Source organism: Streptomyces tropicalis, from assembly GCF_029269835.1.
GTDB classification, from domain to species: Bacteria; Actinomycetota; Actinomycetes; order Streptomycetales; family Streptomycetaceae; genus Streptomyces; species Streptomyces tropicalis.
In genome coordinates, this window is record NZ_JARJBB010000011.1 from 1 (window position 1) to 21,454 (window position 21,454).

The window sequence follows — 21,454 nt, forward strand, 5'->3', positions numbered from 1 at the left end:
GGCTGTGGGGGAGCATCGCAAGGCGGAGCGTCGCCCGCGTACTGGATGTACTCGGGTGATGCGACAACGCAGCGAGGTGCCGTGCCGGGCGTCGCGAGCCGGTGAACCTTTCCGGTCACAGCACTAGCTGCGGACCGTGAAGTGCAGGGCGTCGTCGAGGAACGGGATCTCCAGCCACGGCCTCGGCTGGGCCATCAGCGCCAGCAGGACGATCACACCGCCCAGCACGGCGTAGGTCACGATGTCCGTGAAGCGGGAGCGGACGGCGAGCATGCCGACGCGGGGCAGGAGCCAGCGCATGCCGGCGGCTCCGAGCAGCGCGACGCCGATCAGCAGCAGCCCGATCCGGAAGGCGTCGAACGCGGTCAGCAGCAGGCCGAGCCCGACCGCGGACAGCACGGCCAGCAGGGGCCACTGGCGTGCCGGGGCCGGAGCGTCGCCGGGCGCGGCCCGGCCGCCGCCCTCGGGGCGCGCGGTGTCCCTGGTGAACAGCGGGAAGCGGCGGGTGATCCGCCGCGGCCTGCCGTCCGCGTCCGGCGCCGAGACGGCGTCACGCACCTCGATCCCGGACTCCGGGGACCCGCTCTCCGCCGCCTCGTGCTCCGGCGACCCGGACTCCGGGGACCGGCTCTCCGACGCCCCGGACCCCGAGGAGCCGTGCTGCCCCGACGGCTCACGCTCCGGCGACCCGGACTCCGCAGGTCCGCGCTCCGGCGACCCGGGCTCCGCGGACCCGGCGCCCCGCCTGCCGCGCTCCGCCTCAGCCGACACTGCGCTCCGCCGCCTCGACCACGTTGACCAGCAGCTGGGCGCGCGTCATCGGGCCCACGCCGCCCGGGTTCGGGGAGATCCAGGCGGCCACCTCGGCCACGTCCGGGTGGACGTCGCCGACGATCCTGCCCTCGGCGTTGCGGGAGACGCCGACGTCGAGGACGGCCGCGCCCGGCTTGACGTCCTCGGCCCGGATCAGGTGCGGCACACCGGCGGCGGCGACGATGATGTCGGCCCGCTTCAGGTGGGCGGACAGGTCACGGGTGCCGGTGTGGCACTGGGTGACGGTGGCGTTCTCGCTGCGCCGGGTCAGCAGCAGCGGCATCGGGCGGCCGATGGTGACGCCGCGGCCCACGACCACGACCTCGGCGCCCTTGATCTCCACGCCGTGGCGGCGCAGCAGGGTGATCACGCCGTTGGGGGTGCAGGGCAGCGGGGCCGGCTCGTTGAGCACGAGGCGGCCGAGGTTCATGGGGTGCAGGCCGTCCGCGTCCTTGTGGGGGTCCATCAGCTCCAGGACGCGGTTCTCGTCGATGCCCTTGGGCAGCGGCAGCTGGACGATGTAGCCGGTGCAGGCCGGGTCCTCGTTCAGCTCGCGGACGACCGCCTCGATCTCCTCCTGGGTGGCGGTGGCGGGCAGCTCGCGCTGGATGGAGGCGATGCCGACCTGGGCGCAGTCGCGGTGCTTGCCGGCGACGTACTTGTGGCTGCCGGGGTCGTCCCCGACGAGGATCGTGCCGAGGCCGGGCGTGACGCCCTTCTCCTTCAGCGCCGCCACGCGGGCGGTCAGATCGGACTTGATCGCGGCTGCGGTGGCCTTGCCATCGAGAATCTGGGCGGTCATACCCCCATCCTCCCGGATGACCCCGGGCGGGTTCCAATCGGCCCTGTGACATCCCGCCCGCCCCGGGGCGGGCGGGACGCGATGGGAAGATCGTGCAGATTGCGACTGCACAACACCTTATTCCGGCGACTGGACAAAATATCGCCCCTCCTAGAACGATGAGCGGCGCAATGCTGCGGTTCTTGTTCGGGGGGCAACCGCTCAAAAGGTGACGTTCCTCCGCGCTGTCCGCTTCGTCCCCGCATGCGCAACGGAGGAAACCGGTCATGAGTTTCGGCCCGCCCGACAACCCCTACGGACAGCCGCAGAACCCCCAGCAGGGTTACGGATATCCCCAGCAGGGCCAGCCCGGCTACGGCCAGCCGCAGGCACCGGGCGTCCCGCCCCAGGGCGGCGTCCCGCCGCAGGGTGTCCCGCCGCAGGGCTACGGATACCCCCAGCAGCAGCCGAACTACCCGGGTCAGCCCGGCTACCCGGGCGGCCCCGCCCCCCGGGTCGCGTCGATGGGCCGCCGCTTCGGTGCCCGGATGATCGACGGTGTGGTGTTCGGCGTCGTCTACGCCGTCCTCGCCGTCGCGGGTTTCGCCGGCGCCGCCGACACGGCCCGGAACTGCGACCCGAACGCGGCCGACTACAGCACCTGCATCAGCAACGCCAGCTCGGGCCTCGTGGGCAAGATATACGCGGTGATCGGCGTGCTCGCCGTCATCGGCCTGCTCTACGAGTGGCTGATGGTCGGTCTGGTGGGCCGCACCCTGGGCAAGATGGCCGTCGGCCTGCACGTGGTGAACGCCGAGACGGGCGGGAAGCCGGGCCTGGGCAAGTCGTTCATCCGCTGGATCATCCCGATGGTCGGCTCGGTCGCCTGCGGCATCGGCCAGCTCCTGGTCTACCTCTCCCCGTTCTGGGACAAGTCCGGCCGTCAGCAGGGCTGGCACGACAAGGCCGCGGGCACCATGGTCGTCCAGAACTGACCGCCCGGTACTGACCACTTCACGCCATTCATCCCAAGGGCCGTGTCTCACCCCGTACAAGGGGGGACACGGCCCTGGTGCGTCGCCCTAGGCTGGATCCGGTAGCCGTCAGGCACGGGGAGACGCACCTTGTACAGCATCATCGTGGTACCTCCGCCGACCCCGGGGGACGAGCGGCGCGACGGCCGGCTGCGGCTCGCGCCCGGGGAGCGGCTCGCCTTCGGGCGCTCCGCCCCCGACAACGACCTGGTGATCACCCACGACGGCGTGTCCCGCCGGGCCGGTGAGATCACCGCCCAGGGCGCCTTCTGGATACTCAGCAACCTCTCCGCCCGCCACACCTACGTCGTGGAGAACCCGGAGGGCGCGGGCGAGCACATCAAGGTCGCCCCGGGGCGGCTGGACGCGCCGGTCCCCTTCGAGTTCTCCCGGATCGTGCTGCCCGCCGCGGGCGACCTGCTGACGATCGACGTCTGGGCGCCCCGCCACGACTACCTGCACGGCGCGGGCGGAGCGGACGGCGAGCCCACCGCGCCCGCCTTCTCCGTGGACCGCAGCAAGCGCTACTTCGCGGTGCTCGCCGCCCTGTGCGAGCCCCGGCTGCGGGGCGACCCGCACGCCCCGCCCCCGACCGTCGACCAGGTCGTCGAACGGCTGCGCCCCGCCTGGCCGGCCGCGTCCCGCACGTCGGTGCAGTGGAACATCGACTACCTGGCCGTGAAGCTGCGCCTGAAGCCCGGCCCGGAGAACGCGGAGAGCGGACCGCGTCTGCACGGCAAGAAGGAGTCGCTGGTCTCGCTGGCGCTCCGCTTCGACCTGGTACGGGAGGACGACCTGGCCGTCCTGGCCGCGCCGCAGGGCCGGGCACCCCGGTGACCGGGCCCTGGGCCGTCCCGGTGCCCCGCGGCTACCGGGTCGGCGTCTGGGAGGTGCGCCGGCCCATCGCCACCGGCGCCTTCGGCAGCGTCTACGAGGCCCGGCGCACCGGCGGGGACCCGGCACTGCCCGCCTCGGCGGCGCTGAAGTTCCTGCCGACCGGCACGGGCACCCCGCGCCATCTGGCCCACCTGCGCGAGCTGGCCGACCGTGAGATCGCACTGCACCGCAGGCTGCGGCGGCCGCGGCTGATCCGGATGTACGAGACGCTCACCGTCGACGACCCGGTCCGGCCCGGCCTGGACGGGGCCACCGTGCTCGTGCTGGAGCGGGCGCGGGACTCGCTGGCCGGCCTGCTGGAGGTCCGTCCGCGCCCGGCCGACGGGCCGGTCCTGCTCGCGCAGGTCTGCGAGGGCCTCGCACAGCTGCACCGGGCGGCCTGGGTGCACGGCGACCTGAAGCCGGCCAACGTGCTGCTGATGGCGGACGGTTCGGCACGGCTCGCCGACTTCAACATGGCGGCCGAACTGGAGGGCACCCACGCCTACACGCCGGCCTTCTCCACCCTCGACTACACCCCGCCCGAGCTGCTCTGGTCGGAGATCGGCGAACGCGGGCGCCGGATCCGGCCGTCCGCCGACGTGTGGGCCTTCGGCGTGCTCGCCCACCTCGTGCTCACCGGCTCCTTCCCGCTGCCCGGGGGCACCCCGACGGCCCGCCGCGACGCGGCCGCCGCCTACGCCCGCGGCGCGGACGAGCTGCGTCTCTCCCCCGAACTCACGGACGCCTGGCGGGAGATCGTGCAAGCCTGCCTCACCCGCACGCACGCCGGACGGATCGGCACCGAGGCGCTGCTGCGCCGGTCGCAGGCCGCGGCGGGCGCCGGACGGTCCCCGGGCGGCACGCTGCTGTCCCGGCTGCGCGGGGCCGTGCTCCCCCGCGGGCGCCCGCGGGGGCGCCGGGCCGGGATCGCGCTCGGCGCGGCGGCCGCCACGGCGGCACTGGCGGCGCTCGGCCACGGCGTCGGCGTGCGGGTCTGGCCCGGCGCGGGCGCCGGGAGCACCTCGGCCGCGGAGCCCGACGGGATCGGCGCCGCCGTGTACGGGGCCGCCGACCTGCGCACCGACCGGGGTGTGCCGCCCGCCTACCGGCTGCTGATCGTCCGCACGGCGCACGACTGCGGCCGGCCCGGGGTGACCCCGCCGCTGATCGCGGCGATGCTGAAGGTGGAGAGCGACTTCGACCCGGACCTCACCGACCCCGCCAAGGACGAGTACGGCATCGCCCGCTGGACGCCGAGCGTGCTGCGCTGGTGGATGCACCCCGACGGCACCCCCGCGCAGAGCGTCCCCGAACCCCCGTTCCCACCCGCCGAGTCGATCCCGGCCATGGGCCGCTACCTGTGCTGGATCGAGCCGCGCCTGGACCCGGGGCTGCCCGGCGACCTCCGGGTCCTGATCGCGGCCGCCTACCGCACGTCGTACGCGAAGGTGAACGACGCCCACGGGGTCCCCCCGAAGTACCGCGGCTACGCCGGACACGTCGCCCACTACCTCCAGGAGTACACGCCCCCGAGGAGGAGGTGACCCTGGGAGTTGCGAGGTACCCCCGCCCGCACGGCCCTGCCACGGTGGGACCGCACCGCTTCGGCGGTGGCAACAGATCCGCGCATCACCGTACTTGGGGGAAAGTCAGTGAATATGAAGAAGTCCGCCGCATTGCTCGTCGCGGCCACCGCGCTGATCGCCGGACCCACGCTCTCGGCCGCCTCGGCCCAGGCCGCGGACAACGCCGCCCGGACGCAGACCACGACCGCCGGCGCCGCGAACGTGCAGCAGCGCGTCGACGCCGTCCTCGCCGGACACACCGGCGGACGGCAGATCTCCGCCAACAAGGTCCACTTCGACGGCCTCGACGTCACGGTGTACCCGAAGGACCAGGCAGGCAAGGCGAAGGCGGCGGCCCTGAACTGCCGTTACGGCTATCTGTGCATCGATGTCCGGGGCACCGTCTTCAACTACTACAAGTGCCAGCTGTGGACCGTCTCCAACTGGTACGGCGACGGCGACTTCGTCAACAACCAGACGCCCGGCACCGTCGCCCGCTTCTACAACAAGGACGGCAGCCAGCGCTGGACGTCCACGGCCTACCAGGCCGGCCGTGCCACCTGGGACCCGATCTACTCGCTGCGTCCCTGCTGATCCGGCACGACCGCGGTCTCCGGCCCCTCCCGGGGGAGGGGCCGGAGACCGCTCGTCCGCGGACCGCTCAGTGGAAGAAGTGGCGGGTGCCGGTGAAGTACATCGTGACGCCCGCCTTCTGCGCGGCCTCCACGACCAGTTCGTCCCGGACCGAGCCGCCGGGCTGGACGATCGCGCGGACCCCGGCGGCGACGAGGATCTCCGGCCCGTCGGGGAACGGGAAGAACGCGTCGGACGCGGCGAACGCGCCCCGGGCCCGCTCCTCGCCGGCCCGCTCGACGGCCAGCTTGCAGGAGTCGACCCGGTTGACCTGGCCCATGCCGACGCCGACGGACGCGCCGTCCTTGGCGAGCAGGATCGCGTTGGACTTCACCGCCCGGCACGCCTTCCAGGCGAAGGCGAGCTCCGCCAGCTCCGCCTCGGACAGCGCCTCACCGGAGGCGAGGGTCCAGTGGGCCGGGTCGTCGCCCTCGGCCTGCAGCCGGTCGGCGGCCTGGAGCAGCGCACCGCCGTCGACGGGCTTGACCTCGACGGGCGCGGCCGGGCCCTCGGGGCAGCGCAGCACCCGGATGTTCTTCTTCCGGGTGAGCGCCTCCAGGGCGCCGTCCTCGTAGCCGGGCGCCACGACGACCTCGGTGAAGATCTCCGCGACCTGCTCGGCCATCTCCTTGCTGACCGGGCGGTTCACGGCGATGACACCACCGAACGCGGACAGCGGGTCGCAGGCGTGCGCCTTGCGGTGCGCCTCGGCGACGTCCGCGCCGACCGCGATGCCGCACGGGTTCGCGTGCTTGATGATCGCGACGCACGGCTCGTCGTGGTCGTAGGCGGCACGGCGGGCGGCGTCCGTGTCCGTGTAGTTGTTGTACGACATCTCCTTGCCGTGCAGCTGCTCGGCGACCGCGAGGCCGGCGCCGCTGCCGTCGGTGTAGAGCGCGGCGGGCTGGTGCGGGTTCTCGCCGTAGCGCAGGGTGTGCGCGCGCTCCCAGGTGGCGCCGAGGAAGTCGGGGAACTCCGAGTCGTCCACGGGGGCGTAGGACGAGGCGAACCAGGACGCCACGGCGACGTCGTAGGCCGCGGTGTGCTGGAAGGCCTCGGCGGCCAGCCGCTTGCGGGTGGCGAGGTCGAAGCCGCCCGTCTGTGCGGCGTGCAGCACGTCGGCGTAGCGGGCCGGGCTGGTGACCACGGCGACGGAGGGGTGGTTCTTGGCCGCGGCGCGGACCATCGACGGGCCGCCGATGTCGATCTGCTCGACGCACTCGTCGGGCGAGGCGCCGGAGGCGACGGTCTCGCGGAACGGGTACAGGTTCACCACGACGAGGTCGAAGGGTGCGACGCCCAGCTCGTCCAGCTGCCGCCGATGGTCCTCCAGGCGCAGGTCGGCGAGGATGCCGGCGTGGACCTTGGGGTGCAGGGTCTTCACCCGGCCGTCCAGGCACTCCGGGAAGCCCGTGAGCTCCTCGACCGGGGTGACGGGCACGCCGGCCCCGGCGATCTTCCCTGCGGTGGAGCCGGTGGAGACGAGTTCGACCCCGGCCGCGTGCAGCCCGCGCGCGAGCTCCTCGAGACCGGTCTTGTCGTAGACGCTGACGAGCGCGCGCCGGATGGGCCGCTGGTTGCTCTCGGCGGTCACTGGATAACTACCTTTCGTCCCTCAATGCGGTAGCCGTTGCGGGCGAGGCGCCCCACGACCTCGACGAGCAGCCTTCGCTCGACTTCCTTGATGCGCTCGTGCAGCGCGCTCTCGTCGTCCTCGTCCCGGATCTCCACCACGCCCTGCGCGATGATCGGCCCGGTGTCGACGCCGTCGTCGACGAAGTGGACGGTGCAGCCGGTGACCCTGGCGCCGTACGCGAGCGCGTCCCGCACGCCGTGGGTCCCGGGAAAACTGGGCAGCAGGGCGGGGTGGGTGTTCACGGTCCGTCCGCCGAAGCGGGCGAGGAACTCCTTCCCCAGGATCTTCATGAACCCGGCGGACACCACCAGGTCGGGCTCGTGGGCCGCCACGGCCTCGGCGAGGGCGACGTCCCACTCCTGCCGGGTCGCGTAGTCCTTCACCTTCCGCACGAAGGTGGGCAGCCCGGCGCGCTCGGCGCGCGCGAGTCCCTCGATGCCGTCGCGATCGGCTCCGACGGCGACGATCCGGGCGCCGTAGGCCTCGGCTCCGGCCTCGCCGATCGCGTCGAGGAGCGCCTGCAGGTTGGTGCCGGATCCGGAGACCAGCACGACGAGGCGCTTGGCCACGGGCTTGGCGGCCACGGTGGGGCCCTTTCTCACAGGGAAGCTGTTTGTACGGTCGTACGAATGCTTCGCGCCCCCGGATACGGGGAAGCCTACGAAGCGGCCGACCGCGGGCAACGATACCGGCACTCCGGACGGCCCCCGTGGGACGGGGGCGTGGCCGGCAGGTAGCGTCTGGGGAGAGCTGGTACGGGAACGCACTGCGCACACCGTGCGTTCATGGGGGGACGGGCCCCGGACCCAGAGCGTTCGGGCGTCCCCGGTCTCCCGTCCGCGGGGGCTCCCGACCCAGTCGCGACTCACCAAGGGGAAGACACTCACTTGATGCCGGACCGCCTGCGACTCCTCACGCTCGCCCCGCACCCCGCGCAGGGAGGCGAGCGCGGCGCCGTGCTGCTGCGGGAGCGCCCCTCCTCCCCGCCGGACGCGCCGTCGGGCGGGCGGAAGAGCGACGGACGGGGCGGCGGCCGGGGCGCCGAGGACAACCCCTTCGCCCCGCCCCCCGAGGGCACCCCGGACAGCCCGTGGCGCCCCCGCACCCCCGCGGACGGCGACGGCAGCGACGGCGACGGCGAGCCGGGCGGCTCCGAGGGCGACGGGCACTCCCCCTGGGGCCGCCAGTGGAGCGACCGGCAGCCCGGCCGGTCCCCCGGCGGCTTCGGCGAGCGGCCCCAGCGGCCCGGCGGCCCCCAGCAGCCGGGCGGCGGCCCCGGCCCCGGCCTGCGCTGGGACCCCACCGACCCGGCCCAGCGCCGTGCCCGCTACGCGCTGCTGTGCGGCATGTGGGCGTTCTTCTTCGCCCTCTTCGGCTGGGCGTACGTGGCCCTGCTGCTGGGCGCGCTGGCCGTCTACTGGGGCGGCAGCGCCCTGCGCGCCAAGCCGCGCGCCGGCGGCTCCCCCGGGCCCGCCCCCGAGGGCCGCCCGCAGACCACGGCGGCGATCAGCGGCCTGGTCACCGCCGTCCTCGCCATCGTCCTCGTCGCCGCGAACTTCACCGCGCAGATGGTCTACAGCGACTACTACACCTGCACCAACGACGCCCTGACCAACGAGGCCCGCCAGTCCTGCGACCAGCACCTGCCGAAGGAACTCCGCGGCGTCCTGGGCGTCAAGGGCTGACGACGCGTCCCCCGGGCCGCCGCCGCTCCGTCCCCTCGCCTACTCCGGGGGTTCGCCGGGCGTCTCGGGGTCCCGGTTGTCCGGGGTGGCCGGGGGTTTCGGGGATTCAGCGGGCTCGGCGGGCTTCGGCGGGTTCGCGGGTTCCGGTGACCGAGAGGGCCGCCGGGTCCCGTCCCGCTCCGGGTGCTGCGGAGTGTCCCCGGAGGACGGGGAGTCCGGCCCGGCCGGGGTGGTGCCCGCCGGGGACCGGGTGTCCGGCCCGGCGGGGGTCGCGCCCGCGGCGGGCCAGGAGCCCCATCCGGCGGGATCCTTGCCCGCCGGGAACGCAGGGCCCGGCCCCGTGGGAGTCGCACCTCCCGGGGACGAGGAGTCCCGTCCGGTGGGAGGCGTACCCGCCGAGGACGGGGAGCCCGGTCCGGTGGGAGGCGTACTCGCCGGAGGCGGGGAGTCCGGCCCTCCGGCGGGGGCCGCGGCGGCCCCGGCGTCCGCCGCCGCCTGCTTCAGGGCCGCCCAGCGCGCCTCCCGGGAGGCACCTTCGAACCAGGGGGACGGGCCGCTGCCCGGGGTCTCCACGGGGAGCACGTCGTACGGCTCCAGCGTGGGGTCGTAGCGCTCCGGCTCCGAGGCGGGCCGGGCGACGCCCGCCGCCGGGACCGCCGACTCCGCCCCGGCGGACCGGTCCCGCCGCCACGGCAGCCGCAGCCTCTCCCGGAGCCCGCCGCCGCCCGGGCGCACGGCCTCCGCGTCGCCCTCCCGGGGCCGCGCGATCCGCCGCGCGGCCGCGACCGTCGCTGCGGTCGCGGCCGCCGCGGGCCGCGGGCCCGGTGCCCAGGGCGTCGGGCGCGGCCCGGCGGCCGGCTCCACCAGTGCCCGGCCGCCCCGGCAGCGCCACGCCCGCAGCGCCAGCGCCGTCGGCACCGCCACCGCAGCCGTCCACAACAGCGCGGCCGGTCCCACCTGCCACGCCACGGGCCCGAACCGGGCGAGCGCGCCCGCGCCCAGCGGGCCGCCCGCCGGCGCCGCGAGCAGGGCCAGCGCGGCCGCGCACAGCGCACACGCCAGTGCGGCGGCGCCCACGGTGCGCCGGCACGACCAGGCCACGCCCGGCCGCAGCACCGTCCCCTTGGCGCCGTCGGCGCGCCTCTCGCGCACCGCGGCCCCGGCGACGAACCAGCCCATCGTCAGCCCGGCCGCGACCGGCACGGCGGCGCACGCCCAGTTCGACGGCGTCCCGGGCCCCGCCCCCGGCACGGCGGCGAGCAGCGGGAACGGCGGCAGTTGCGGAGCCGGCGCGGAAACGAGTGGGTTCACCACATGGCCGGTGCCGAGCACGAACCCGGGCCCGAGGGAGTAGGCGACGGCCCACAGCAGCGCGTTGGGCAGCAGCGCCAGGCACAGCAGCAGCACCGCGAACCGCCCCGACCACCCCTCGGTCAGCCGCACGAACGCGGCCTGGGTGGCCGTGCCGTGCAGGACGAGCGACGCCCCGAGGACCACGGCCCCGCCGCCGAGGAACACCACGCCCCCCGCTCCCGCCGCCCGCGCGGCGGCACCGAGGCGGGCACGCGGACCGGTCCCCAGCAGCAGCCGCCGCGCACCGGGCGGGAGCCGGCGCAGCGCCCGGTCCAGCGGGGCGCGCGGACAGCCGTACGCCGTCCACACCCCGCTGCCGGCCGCCGCCGCGGCGACCAGGGGCGGGCAGAGGACGGTCGTCACCCAGGACGGGCGCAGCGGGCCGCTCTCCGCGTACGCCGCGGCCGCGGCGCCGACGGTGAGGTAGCCGGCGAGGACGCCCGCCCACGCGGTGCGCGCACGGACGAGCGGCCCGCCGTCGCCCCCGTCGGTCGCGTCGCGCGCCGCCCGGTGCAGCAGTGCGGCCGGCAGCGCCGGCAGGAGCAGCGGGATCACCCCGACGGGCGCGGGCACCCCGGTGAGGGTGTCGGTGCGCACCAGGTCGGCGCCGTGGGCGAGCAGCCAGAGCGACGCGGCGACGTGCAGCGCGCCGCCCGGACCGCTGTCCGGGTAGGGCGAACTGATCCACAGTCCGATGACGAGCACGGCGAACGCACCCAGCCCGAGCCCGGCCGCGATCGCCCCGCCGGCGAGCGCGGCGCCCAGGCCGGGCGAACGGTCCCGCACCCGGGTGCGCAGGGGCGGCAGCGGCGGACGTCGAGGGGGCGTCTGAGTCACGCCGCCATGCTCCCAACGACACGCCCCTTACCGGCGCAACAGGCGAACCTCCGTAGTGTCGCTCAATATACGTTTATGTACCTATTCACGCGAAGGGACGCATGATGAAGCGGACGCACCGTCAGGATGCATCGCGTCGACGCAAGCTGACGGGACGTCTGCCGAAGGCCACCGAGCCCGCCCCCCTGACCCCCGCTCAGGCCTTCGACGCGCTCTACGCCTTCTGCGCCCCCGCCCTCGTCCGGCAGTCCTACCTGCTCACCGGACGCCACGAGCGCGCGCGGGAGGCGGTGGAGCAGGCGTTCCAGCTGGCCTGGCAGCGCTGGCCGGAGGTGGCCCGCGACCGGGATCCGGCGGGCTGGGTGCGGGCGGTGACCTACGAGTGCGCCCTCTCCCCCTGGCACCGGTTCCTCCCCCGCAACCGGGTCCCCGACCCTCCTCCCGACCCCGCCGACCGCGCGCTGCAGTCGGCCCTGATGAAGCTTCCACCCCCGTACCGCCGGACGCTGGTGCTCTACGACGGTGTGGGCCTGGACCTGCCGGAGACGGCCGCGGAGACGGAGGCGAGCACACCGGCGACGGCGAACCGCCTCATGCACGCCCGTGAGATCGTCGCGGCCCGGCTGCCCGAACTGGCGGACACCGCGGAACTGCACCGGCGCCTGGTCCGGCTGGGGTCCGCGGACCGCTCCCGGGCACCGCTCCCCGCCACGGTGCGGACGGCCGGCGAGGCGCGGACCCGCTTCTGGACGCGCTCCGCGATCGCCTTCACGGTCACCGTCGTCGGCGCGACCGCGCTGACCCTGCGGATCGCGCCGACGCACTACGAGGCGCCGGTCTCACCGGGGCACATGGTGGCGGGCCTGCCGCCGCAGGGCGCGCTCGGGCCGCTGTCGCCCAAGGAGCTGGCCCTGCGCACGAGGCTGCGCGCGCAGGCGCAGAGCGGTCCGGAGCGGCTGCTGCCCCTGGCGCGGTGACTGCACCCGCGCGACGCGTGCGCACGCGACAGGTGCACGACAGGTGCACGCGGAAAAGGCGGTGGGCCCGCCCCCCAAGGGGGCGGGCCCACCGGCCTCGGTCGGTACCGCTCAGCCGGCGAGGATCTCGCGGGCGAGCTTGGCCGTCTCGGTCGGGGTCTTGCCGACCTTGACGCCCGCGGCCTCCAGGGCCTCCTTCTTGGCCTGGGCCGTGCCGGAGGAGCCGGAGACGATGGCGCCGGCGTGGCCCATGGTCTTGCCCTCGGGCGCGGTGAAGCCCGCGACGTAGCCGACGACCGGCTTGGTCACGTTCTCCTTGATGAAGGCCGCGGCCCGCTCCTCGGCGTCGCCGCCGATCTCACCGATCATGACGATCAGGTCGGTGTCGGGGTCGTCCTGGAAGGCGGCCAGGGCGTCGATGTGCGTGGTGCCGATGATCGGGTCGCCACCGATGCCGACGGAGGTCGAGAAGCCGATGTCGCGCAGCTCGTACATCATCTGGTACGTCAGCGTGCCGGACTTCGAGACCAGGCCGATGCGGCCCGGCTTCGTGATGTCGCCCGGGATGATGCCGACGTTCGACTGGCCCGGGGTGATGATGCCGGGGCAGTTCGGGCCGATGATGCGGGTCTTGTTGCCCTTCTTGCCGGCGTACGCCCAGAACGACGCCGAGTCGTGCACGGCGATGCCCTCGGTGATCACGACGGCCAGCGGGATCTCGGCGTCGATGGCCTCGTCGACCGCGTCCTTGGTGAACTTCTCCGGCACGAAGATGACGGAGACGTTGGCGCCGGTCTTCTCGATGGCCTCCTTGACGGTCCCGAAGACGGGTACCTCGGTGCCGTCGAAGTCCACGGACTGACCCGCCTTGCGCGGGTTCACGCCGCCCACGACCTGGGTGCCGTCACCCAGCATGAGCTTGGTGTGCTTCATGCCGGTGGCGCCGGTCATGCCCTGGACGATGACCTTGCTGTCCTTGTTGAGCCAGATAGCCATGGTGTGTTGGTGTCCTCGTCCTGAGTGCTTACTTGGCGGCGTGGGCCAGCTCGGCGGCCTTGTCCGCCGCGCCGTCCATGGTGTCGACGCGCTGCACCAGCGGGTGGTCGGCGTCCGTGAGGATCTTCCGGCCCAGCTCGGCGTTGTTGCCGTCGAGGCGGACGACGAGCGGCTTCTCGACCTTCTCGCCGCGGTCCTCGAGGAGCTTCAGCGCCTGCACGATGCCGTTGGCGACCTCGTCGCAGGCGGTGATGCCGCCGAAGACGTTGACGAAGACGGACTTGACGTCCGGGTCGCCCAGGATGATCTCCAGGCCGTTGGCCATGACCTGGGCGGAGGCGCCGCCGCCGATGTCGAGGAAGTTGGCGGGCTTCACGCCGCCGTGGGCCTCACCGGCGTACGCGACGACGTCCAGGGTGCTCATGACGAGACCCGCGCCGTTGCCGATGATGCCGACCTCGCCGTCGAGCTTGACGTAGTTGAGGTTCTTCTCCTTGGCGGCGGCCTCGAGCGGGTTGGCCGCGGCCTTGTCGTGGAGCTCCTCGAAGTCCGGGTGGCGGAACTCGGCGTTGTCGTCCAGGGAGACCTTGCCGTCGAGGGCGATGACCTCGCCGGAGGCGACCTTGGCCAGCGGGTTCACCTCGACCAGGAGGGCGTCCTCCTTGATGAAGGTGTCCCACAGCGTGATGAGGACGTGGGCGACCTTGTCCGCGACCTCGGCCGGGAACTTGGCGGCCTCGACGATCTCGCGGGCCTTGGCCTCGTCCACACCGTCGATGGCGTCGATCGCGATCTTCGCGACGGCCTCGGGGCGGGTCGCCGCGACCTCCTCGATCTCCATGCCGCCCTCGACGGAGGCGATGGAGAGGAAGGTGCGGTTGGCACGGTCGAGGAGGAAGGAGACGTAGTACTCCTCGACGATCTCCGGCGCGGTCTCGGCGATCATCACCTTGTGGACCGTGTGGCCCTTGATGTCCATGCCGAGGATGTCCGTCGCGCGGGCGACGGCCTCGTCCGGGGTGGCGGCGAGCTTCACGCCACCGGCCTTGCCACGACCACCGACCTTCACCTGCGCCTTGACGACCGACTTGCCGCCCAGCCGCTCGGTGATCTCGCGCGCCGCCTCAGGCGTGTCGATGACTTCACCGGCCAGCACCGGTACACCGTGCTTGGCGAAGAGGTCCCTCGCCTGGTACTCGAACAGGTCCACGCGCTTCCGTCCCTATCAGTGATCTCGCGGTTCGTTGGATGCGTGGGCGTGCCGCGAGGGCAACGTGACGTCCGCTCTGTGTCACAAGGGAGGCGCACACGGTGTCCGTACGCGCGGCATGTCCGTCTCGCAGGTTATCGCCGCTCCCCGGGCGGCTCTAAATCGCAGGTCACACCTGAGCGGTGATACCTGTCACATGATTCAGGCTACGTGCCGGGGCCGATCGGGGCGCGCAGGGCCTCACCGGGCTGGGGTTGGCCCGGTGAGGCCCCTCGTGCGCTCCGGGGAGGGCGACGCCGGATGCGCCGCCCCTTCCGGGTGCTGGGCCGGCCGGTCCCCACCCCAATGGGGACCGGCCGGCCCGGCCGCGGGGGTCCGGCCGGGCGGCCGAAAGGCTTTCGGCCGCCCGGTCCCGTCTCCTCGCGGAGTCCGCCGGTCACCGCTCGCCGGTCCCCGCCGGGGGACCTGCGTGCGGCTGCGCGTACGACTGCCCGCGCGGGGCCGCCGTACCGCAGGGTGCGTACGGCGGCCCGTCGGGGGCGCCGTACGGCTCGGGTGCGTACGGCCTCCCGCGCGGGGCCGTCGTACGCATCGGGCGCGTACGACCTCCCGGGCAGGGGCGCCGTACGCATCGGCGTCCGTGGCGTCCCGCTCCCGGCGGGCGCCGCGGACAGGGGGTCACACCCGGTACGGGTGCGCGTCCAGGGGGTGCTGCGCGTACGCCGGGGCGACCGCGCGGGGGACGCCGTCGGCGCCGGTGACGGCGTCCCCGGCGAGCGGACCCGCGCCGTCCGCGGCCGTGCCGGCCAGGTCGTGGACGAGGGGCACCGCCTGACCGACGGCACCGCGGCCGGCCCCGCCGGTCACCCCGCCGTCGAAGGACACCGTGCCGCCCGCGACACCGTGCGCGGTCGCCGTGGCGTGCCCGGCCACGTCCCGCACGACCGGACCGACGGCACCGTCCACGTTGCCGACCGCCATGTCGACGGCCGAGTGGGCGGCCGAGTGGACGGCGGGCCGCACGGCCCCGGCGACGTCGTACGCGGACGGCGGCACCCCGTGCGCCACCCCCGCCCCGAGCGACACCGCCTGCCCGGCGGCGCCCTGCGCGAGCGTGCCGCCGGTGACGGCGGAGACGGTGCCGCGCAGAACGTCGGCGACCCGGCGCCGGCCGACCGTCCCGGTGACGGTGCCGCCCGCCGAGCCGGTCGCGGTCGCGGTCGCGGTCGCGGTCGCGTCGGCGGCGGGCGTGGTGGCGTGCGCGTCCGGGACGGACAGCCCGGAGGCGGGCAGCTCGTCCGCGCCGGCCGCGGCGGAGCCGAGGGTCCGGGCACCGGTGACGCCGGCGGCGATGACGATCGAGCGGCGGAAGTTCTTGTTCATGCGTGGGTCAGGTCCTTCGGTGTCCGGGACGCCCGGCGGGACCTTCGCGGTCCGGGGCACCCGGTGAAGCGGTTCGGAAAGGTCCGGCGCCTGTCGCGGTCGAGGTCCGGCCCGGTGGTGCGGGGACCGGGGGACGCGTGTCACGGCTCCGGCGGGTCCGTCCGGGCGGCCACGGGAGGAACGGCGGCGCTCCGGACGGCGGCAGACCTGTCTCCGTCCCGCGCGGCAGTGTCCGGCGGGGCGGGCGGCCGGCATCCGCTAGCCGGGGAAGACGGGGATGGGCCGGTGCCGGTCCCGGGGCCCGGCGGAGTCGGCGGGAGCGGCCGCGCCGGGCAGCAGCGGCAGCGGGGCGATGCCGGCCAGGGCGACGGCCTGCGCGTCGGCGTACCGGGGCGCACCGTTGCCGACCGCGGACTGGGTGACCAGCGTGCCGTCCGGGCCGCCGGTCGGCGCCTGCGGCATCGGCGACCGGCCGGTGCCGGGGGCGCGGAGGTCCACGACGCCCGGCAGGGACACGAGGCTCACGGACCGCGGGCCGAACTCGGCGTCGGACGGCCGGTGTCCCGCCGTGACACCCGACCGGGAGACCGGACCGCGAACGGTGGGGACGGGCGCGGCGGCCGGTCCCGTGCGCCGTGCACCTCGCGCCGGGTCGGCGGGCGGCGGAGGCGTCTCGCCCGGCCGCCCTGACGCACCGGGCACGCCCGGAAGGCCGGGGAGTCCGGGTGCGGGCGCGGGCGCGGCGGGCGCGGGGGCGGCGGGAAGTACCGGGAGCAGAGCCGCCGGCGACACCGGCACCTGCGCCGCGGCCAGGTCCCGCGTCACCGAACCGACCAGGTCCCCGACGGGCCGCGGAACCAGTCCGGTCACCGTCTCCACGACGCCGCCGGCCGTCGCACGGACACCGGCGCCCCCGGCCCCCGCACCGTCGAGCACCGAGCCGCCGGACGCGGGGCCGCCGGGGCGCCGGGCGCCTACGGCATCGGGTGCGCCGGTGCGGCGCGTGGAGGCGGGGGCCGGTACGGCCCCGGCGGCCGCCGGGGCGTCTCCGGCTCGCGCGGAACCGCCCGGACGCGGATGGCCCACGCGGTACGAAGTGGCCTCCGGACGCGGAGCGCCCGTCGGAGACGAAGGGGCGTCCTGGCGCCGGGGGGCGTGCGGGCCGGCCACCGAGCGCGGGCCGTCCGCGGCGGTCGCCGACAGCGACGTCACCGCAGCAGTGGCGCCGCCGCTGGGACCCGTGGCACCGGCGGCACGAACTCCGGCGGCACCCGTGGCGCCGACCGAGGGCGCCGCCGGCCGGTCGGCCGCGTGCGCCTGCTCCCCGCAGAGGAAGCCGACGGTGAACAGGACGCCCACGAGCAGGCCCAGGTGCACCGCACGCCGGCAGGCCGCCGTGCGCATCACACGCAGGGCGGCAGCGGGCAGGACTGCGGGCCAGGCCAAGAGCGGGCGTCCTCCCGTGCTGCGGAACGAGTGCCGGTGCGGTACGCGTCGCCAGGGGTGCGACCGCGGTCCGGTGCGGCGGTGCACGCAGGCACCGCGATGGGACGCCGAATCCTCGCACGGGACTCCGGAGGTGGCGCAAGCCCCCTGTTACCGATGGGTAAGCATGTCCGTTTTGCCGGCTGCTCCCGTCGACAAGTCGTCAGCGGACCGCCGCTCGAACCCCGTTCGTCATACGGTGTCCGGTATCGGCAGCGGGCGCTTCTCCAGGGCCGCCGCCATCATCTCCGGGAACAGGTCGGGCGTGCAGGCGAACGCCGGTGCACCGAGCGCCCCGAGCGCGGCAGCGTGCTCCCGGTCGTAGGCCGGCGCTCCCTCGTCGGACAGCGCGAGCAGGGTCACGAACTGCACCCCCGACGCCTTCATCGCAGCCACCCGCTTCAGCATCTCCTGCCGGATTCCCCCCTCGTACAGGTCGCTGATGAGGACGACCACGGTCTCCGCGGGCCGCGTGATGCGGGACTGGCAGTACGCCAGCGCCCGGTTGATGTCGGTGCCGCCGCCGAGCCGGGTGCCGAACAGCACGTCGACCGGGTCGTCCAGCTGGTCGGTCAGGTCCACGACCGCCGTGTCGAAGACGACCAGCCGGGTGCTGATCGACCGCATGGACGCCAGCACCGCGCCGAACACGGACGCGTGGACCACGGACGCCGCCATCGAGCCCGACTGGTCGATGCAGAGGACGACCTCCTTCTTCACGGACCGGGACGCCCGGCCGTACCCGACGAGCCGCTCCGGCACCACCGTCCGGTACTCCGGCAGGTAGTGCTTGAGGTTGGCCGCGATCGTGCGGTTCCAGTCGATGTCGTGGTGGCGGGGGCGGTGGATGCGGGCACTGCGGTCCAGGGCGCCGGTGAGCACGGCCCGGGTGCGGGTGGCGAGCCGCTTTTCCAGGTCGTCGACGACCTTGCGCACCACGGCCCGCGCCGTCTCCCTCGTCGTCTCCGGCATCGCCTTGCTCAGCGACAGCAGCGTGCCGACGAGGTGCACGTCCGCCTCCACCGCTTCGAGCATCTCCGGCTCCGTCAGCAGCGCGGCCAGGCCCAGCCGGTCGATGGCGTCCCGTTGCATGACCTGGACGACGGAGGACGGGAAGTAGCTGCGGATGTCGCCGAGCCAGCGGGCCACGGCGGGGGCCGAGCCGCCGAGCCCGGCCGCACGCTCCCGCCCGGCCCGCGGGGCGTCCCCCTTTCCGTAGAGGGCGGCGAGCGCCCCGTCCATGGCGGCGTCCCGTCCGGACAGGGTGCATCCGGTGCCGTCGGCCGGGTCTCCGCCGAGCACCAGCCTCCAGCGGCGGAGCCGCTCCCGCGCCGCCTCGTCCCTCACCTCGCGCGCCCCCGTCCCCGCCCCCGTCTCCGTCATCGCACCGCTCCTTCCACGGCGTTCATCCGTACACCGCCGCCGTCCCCTGCGGCCCGTCTCCGCCCGGTCTCGGTCCCCGCCCGAGCCGACGGTGCCGACCCTGCCGTTGCCGCAGCCGTCCGGTCCTCCCCCACGCCGTGGCCGGCGTGCGTGCCGTGCACGCCCCGGGTGCCCTGAGCAGGGAGGTCCGGGTCCGCCGCCCCCGGAGCGTCCAGCCCCAACAGCAGCCCCAGCACCGGGAGCACGGCGTCCGCGCGGCCCTCGTCGAGGCCGGCGCCGAAGCCGGGCGGACCGGCGGACGGCGCGGTACCGGACCCGGCGCCACCGGCCGGACCGCGCCGCACGAGTTCGCCCAGCGATCTGCGCACCCCTGGTTCGTACGCCGCGAAAGTCCGGCGGAGCAGCGGCAGGACGTCCGTGAACGCCTCCGCGGGCACGCCGGTCAGCCAGGCGTCGACGAGGCCGAGCAGCCGCTCGTCGTGCAGGAGCAGCATCCCGCCGTCCCCGACGAAGCCCTCGATCCAGGCCGCCGCGTCCGTCGGCGGGGTGCCCGGGGAGAGCACCAGTCCCATGACCCGCGCCGCCCACTCCTGCTCCGTCCCCCCGTCGTCGAGCAGGAGGCGTGCCGCGCGCCCCCGGACGACGCCGGGAACGGTGTCCCGGTCCGCCAGCGTCCGCAGCACGGTGTGCCAGCGGACGCGCACGTCGCCGGGGCCGGGGCCACCGGGTGCCGCGGCGGGCGTGTCGCCGAGCAGGCCCACTGCGGTGTGCACCGCGTCCACATGACGGCGCATCTCCTGCGCCGCGTCCGCGTCGAGTCCGGCGCAGGCCGGGGGCAGGCCGACGAAGACCCGCTCGGCGAGCCCCGCGGCGACCTCGGTCAGGGCCCGGGTGGCCGTGCCGCGCACGTCGCCGTAGCGCAGCGCGCGGACCAGAGCGGGCAGTGCCTGAGCCAGGTGACCGACGTCGGCGTCCAGCGCCGCCCGGTCGGACAGCACCCGCATCACCACGGGCAGCGCGTCCGCGAGTCCGGCCAGGAGGCACTGCTCGGCGAGCGCGGTGACCGCGGCCAGGGAGCCGGCCGCGACCGCGTCCGCCTCCGCCTTGGCGGCCGCGGCGGCCGGCACGGTGGTCCCCCACCCGCCGGCCTCGGCGACCCGCACCGACAGCTCGGGCTCCCAGCGCAGCCGCCAGCTCTCCCGGAAGGTGCCCGTGGTGCCACGGGAGACCGCCGGCTCGCCCCAGGCGACGCCGAGCAGGCGCAGCCGGTGCAGCAGCCGGCTGCGTCCGGCGTCGGTCTCCTTGCGCAGGTCGAGCTCCACCTCCCGCTCCCGCGCCTCGGGTCTGAGCCGCAGCCGGCGCTGAAGCCGGGTCAGATCGCGCTGCAACGGCACCGCGGGGGCCGTGTCGGGGACCTCCCCCAGCACGTCTCCGACGACGAGCCGGTCGCGCACCAGCGCCAGCGGGACGTCCGAGCCGTCGCACATCACCGCGCGCACCGCCTCGGTGGTCTCGCCCAGTCCGGGCAGCGGCCGGCCGCGCAGGGCGGCGAGCGTCCCGGCCAGGCGGACCGCCTCGATGACATGCGCGGAGGACACGATCCGGTCCTCCTCGCGCAACAGCCCCGCGACCCTGGTCAGCCACCGCTCGACCGGCCGGTCCGGCGCGTCGAAGAGATGGGCGTACCAGCCGGGCGAGTCGATGCCCGCGCCGTAGCCGCTGCTGCGCGACAGCCTGCGGTGCGTCCAGGGCACCCAGGTCATGTCCGTCCTGGCCCTGGGCAGTCCCTTGAGCAGCGCCCGGTCGGCGGCCACGGCGGTCCTCCGGCGCAGCGCGGGCACGTGCCACGCGCCGCACACCACGGCGACGCCGTCGCCGAACTCGCGCCGCGCCGCGCGCACCCGGAGTCTCATGTGGGCCTCACGGACGAGGTCACGGGGGTCGCCCCCGGCGCCGCAGGTCTCGCGCAGCGCCTCCATCGCCTCCTCCAGGGCGGCGAACGGGGCGAACGGGTCCCCGGAGTCCGCGCCCCGGTGCTCGACGGCGTCCTCCCACCAGCGCTCGGGATCGTCGTACCCGGCGGCCCGGGCGAGGGCGGCGAGCGGGTCGACACGGACCGGGTCCGCGGCTGCCCGTTCCCCGGCCTCCGCGGCCGTCGTACCGGTCGTGTCCACCGCCTCCGCTTGGGCCGCTCCGGCTGCTTCGGCCGCGCCGCCGTCCTGCGGCTCCGCCTGCTCCGCCCCCGGCCCGGGCCGCGTCGGCGGATCGCCCGCCGCCCCGCCGCCGTCCGGTCCGGCGCCACCCGGTCCGGCGCCGATCGCCCCGGCGCCGTCCGGTCCGGGGTGCGTCCCGCCCGGGGGCTCGGCACGGATCCCGTCCGGTGCCGCGGGCGGTCCCCCGGTGTCCTCGGGCGGCCCCGCCAGGGTGTGGGCGGCCGGGAGGTCGATGAAGCGGACGGGGACCTCGTGCTCCAGGGCCCAGCGCAGGGCGACCCATTCCGGGGAGAACGCGGCCAGCGGCCAGAAGACCGAACGGCCGGGCTCGTCCACGGCGTGGGCGAGCAGGGCGACCGGCGGCCGCATGCCCGCGTCGGCGGCCAGCGGGACCAGCGCGTCCGCCTCCGGCGGGCCCTCGATCAGCACGGCACTCGGCCGGGCGGCCTCCAGCGCGGCCCGGACCGCCCGTGCGGAGCCGGGCCCGTGGTGCCGGATCCCCAGCAGCAGCGGCTCCGCGCCGGGCCCGCCGCCGGCCCGGTCAGCGCCCGCCACGGCGCCCCCCGCGGCTTCCCCGGCATCCCGCGCGGG

General features: G+C 75.3%; 17 protein-coding genes. 6 read left to right on the plus strand and 11 right to left on the minus strand.

Annotated features, from left to right (window positions below; all coding sequences use genetic code 11):
- Positions 1-123: 123 nt before the first annotated feature.
- A complete protein-coding gene (locus tag P3H78_RS20980; protein ID WP_438828009.1) occupies positions 124-564 on the minus strand; it encodes a DUF3017 domain-containing protein in 441 nt (146 codons plus the stop codon).
- A 196-nt stretch (positions 565-760) separates the two neighbouring features.
- Complete coding sequence (locus P3H78_RS20985; protein WP_276110623.1) at positions 761-1,615, minus strand: bifunctional methylenetetrahydrofolate dehydrogenase/methenyltetrahydrofolate cyclohydrolase; 855 nt, start codon at positions 1,613-1,615, stop codon at positions 761-763.
- Between the two features lie 266 nt (positions 1,616-1,881).
- On the opposite strand from P3H78_RS20985, the gene P3H78_RS20990 reads away from it, so the two are divergent.
- The 4 genes from P3H78_RS20990 to P3H78_RS21005 all read left to right on the plus strand — a co-directional run bounded on the left by P3H78_RS20990 (position 1,882) and on the right by P3H78_RS21005 (position 5,666).
- On the plus strand, positions 1,882-2,589 hold the full coding sequence (locus P3H78_RS20990) for an RDD family protein (protein ID WP_276110624.1): 708 nt from the start codon (positions 1,882-1,884) through the stop codon (positions 2,587-2,589).
- Positions 2,590-2,718: 129 nt separating this feature from the next.
- Positions 2,719-3,465, plus strand: coding sequence for an FHA domain-containing protein (locus P3H78_RS20995; protein ID WP_276110625.1), 747 nt, complete (start codon positions 2,719-2,721; stop codon positions 3,463-3,465).
- Entirely contained in the window at positions 3,462-5,051 is a 1,590-nt protein-coding gene (locus P3H78_RS21000; protein ID WP_276110626.1) for a serine/threonine protein kinase, read from the plus strand. The genes P3H78_RS20995 and P3H78_RS21000 overlap by 4 nt, the downstream gene beginning before the upstream one ends.
- 114 nt (positions 5,052-5,165) lie before the next feature.
- Entirely contained in the window at positions 5,166-5,666 is a 501-nt protein-coding gene (locus P3H78_RS21005) for a hypothetical protein (RefSeq protein ID WP_276110627.1), read from the plus strand.
- A gap of 67 nt (positions 5,667-5,733) precedes the next feature.
- Here the strand turns inward: P3H78_RS21005 and purH are convergent, their stop codons facing one another.
- Positions 5,734-7,299, minus strand: coding sequence for a bifunctional phosphoribosylaminoimidazolecarboxamide formyltransferase/IMP cyclohydrolase (gene purH, locus P3H78_RS21010; RefSeq protein ID WP_276110628.1), 1,566 nt, complete (start codon positions 7,297-7,299; stop codon positions 5,734-5,736).
- Entirely contained in the window at positions 7,296-7,925 is a 630-nt protein-coding gene (gene purN / locus P3H78_RS21015; RefSeq protein ID WP_276110630.1) for a phosphoribosylglycinamide formyltransferase, read from the minus strand. Before purN ends, purH begins: the two co-directional genes overlap by 4 nt.
- A 306-nt stretch (positions 7,926-8,231) precedes the next feature.
- Here purN and P3H78_RS21020 point away from each other — a divergent pair, with 306 nt between their 5' ends.
- Entirely contained in the window at positions 8,232-9,026 is a 795-nt protein-coding gene (locus P3H78_RS21020; protein ID WP_276110631.1) for a hypothetical protein, read from the plus strand.
- Positions 9,027-9,065: 39 nt separating this feature from the next.
- Here P3H78_RS21020 and P3H78_RS21025 read toward each other — a convergent pair whose 3' ends face one another.
- Entirely contained in the window at positions 9,066-11,216 is a 2,151-nt protein-coding gene (locus P3H78_RS21025) for a cell division protein PerM (RefSeq protein WP_276110632.1), read from the minus strand.
- 101 nt (positions 11,217-11,317) lie between these two features.
- On the opposite strand from P3H78_RS21025, the gene P3H78_RS21030 reads away from it, so the two are divergent.
- Positions 11,318-12,193 carry an RNA polymerase sigma factor gene (locus P3H78_RS21030; RefSeq protein WP_276110634.1) on the plus strand — a complete coding sequence of 292 codons (876 nt, stop codon included), beginning with the start codon at positions 11,318-11,320 and terminating at the stop codon, positions 12,191-12,193.
- A gap of 111 nt (positions 12,194-12,304) precedes the next feature.
- Here P3H78_RS21030 and sucD read toward each other — a convergent pair whose 3' ends face one another.
- The 6 genes from sucD to P3H78_RS21060 all read right to left on the minus strand — a co-directional run bounded on the left by sucD (position 12,305) and on the right by P3H78_RS21060 (position 21,418).
- A complete protein-coding gene (gene sucD / locus P3H78_RS21035; protein ID WP_276110636.1) occupies positions 12,305-13,189 on the minus strand; it encodes a succinate--CoA ligase subunit alpha in 885 nt (294 codons plus the stop codon).
- Between the two features lie 28 nt (positions 13,190-13,217).
- Entirely contained in the window at positions 13,218-14,399 is a 1,182-nt protein-coding gene (gene sucC / locus P3H78_RS21040; RefSeq protein ID WP_276110638.1) for an ADP-forming succinate--CoA ligase subunit beta, read from the minus strand.
- A 678-nt stretch (positions 14,400-15,077) separates the two neighbouring features.
- Positions 15,078-15,782: a hypothetical protein gene (locus P3H78_RS21045; RefSeq protein ID WP_276110640.1), complete on the minus strand. Its 705-nt coding sequence runs from the start codon at positions 15,780-15,782 to the stop codon at positions 15,078-15,080.
- 258 nt (positions 15,783-16,040) lie between these two features.
- A complete protein-coding gene (locus P3H78_RS21050; protein ID WP_276110641.1) occupies positions 16,041-17,228 on the minus strand; it encodes a hypothetical protein in 1,188 nt (395 codons plus the stop codon).
- Between the two features lie 231 nt (positions 17,229-17,459).
- Positions 17,460-18,650, minus strand: a complete 1,191-nt coding sequence (locus P3H78_RS21055) for a VWA domain-containing protein (protein WP_276110642.1) — start codon at positions 18,648-18,650, stop codon at positions 17,460-17,462.
- Positions 18,647-21,418: a DUF5682 family protein gene (locus P3H78_RS21060; protein WP_313884417.1), complete on the minus strand. Its 2,772-nt coding sequence runs from the start codon at positions 21,416-21,418 to the stop codon at positions 18,647-18,649. Before P3H78_RS21060 ends, P3H78_RS21055 begins: the two co-directional genes overlap by 4 nt.
- Between the last annotated feature and the right edge of the window lie 36 nt (positions 21,419-21,454).

Coding starts and splice junctions, on each gene's coding strand:
- P3H78_RS20985 (WP_276110623.1), bottom strand. CDS start 1,615: ATGACCGCCCAGATTCTCGATGGCAAGGCCACCGCAGCCGCGATCAAG.
- P3H78_RS20990 (WP_276110624.1), top strand. CDS start 1,882: ATGAGTTTCGGCCCGCCCGACAACCCCTACGGACAGCCGCAGAACCCC.
- P3H78_RS21005 (WP_276110627.1), top strand. CDS start 5,166: ATGAAGAAGTCCGCCGCATTGCTCGTCGCGGCCACCGCGCTGATCGCC.
- P3H78_RS21020 (WP_276110631.1), top strand. CDS start 8,232: ATGCCGGACCGCCTGCGACTCCTCACGCTCGCCCCGCACCCCGCGCAG.
- P3H78_RS21030 (WP_276110634.1), top strand. CDS start 11,318: ATGATGAAGCGGACGCACCGTCAGGATGCATCGCGTCGACGCAAGCTG.
- sucD (WP_276110636.1), bottom strand. CDS start 13,189: ATGGCTATCTGGCTCAACAAGGACAGCAAGGTCATCGTCCAGGGCATG.
- P3H78_RS21045 (WP_276110640.1), bottom strand. CDS start 15,782: ATGAACAAGAACTTCCGCCGCTCGATCGTCATCGCCGCCGGCGTCACC.
- P3H78_RS21055 (WP_276110642.1), bottom strand. CDS start 18,650: ATGACGGAGACGGGGGCGGGGACGGGGGCGCGCGAGGTGAGGGACGAG.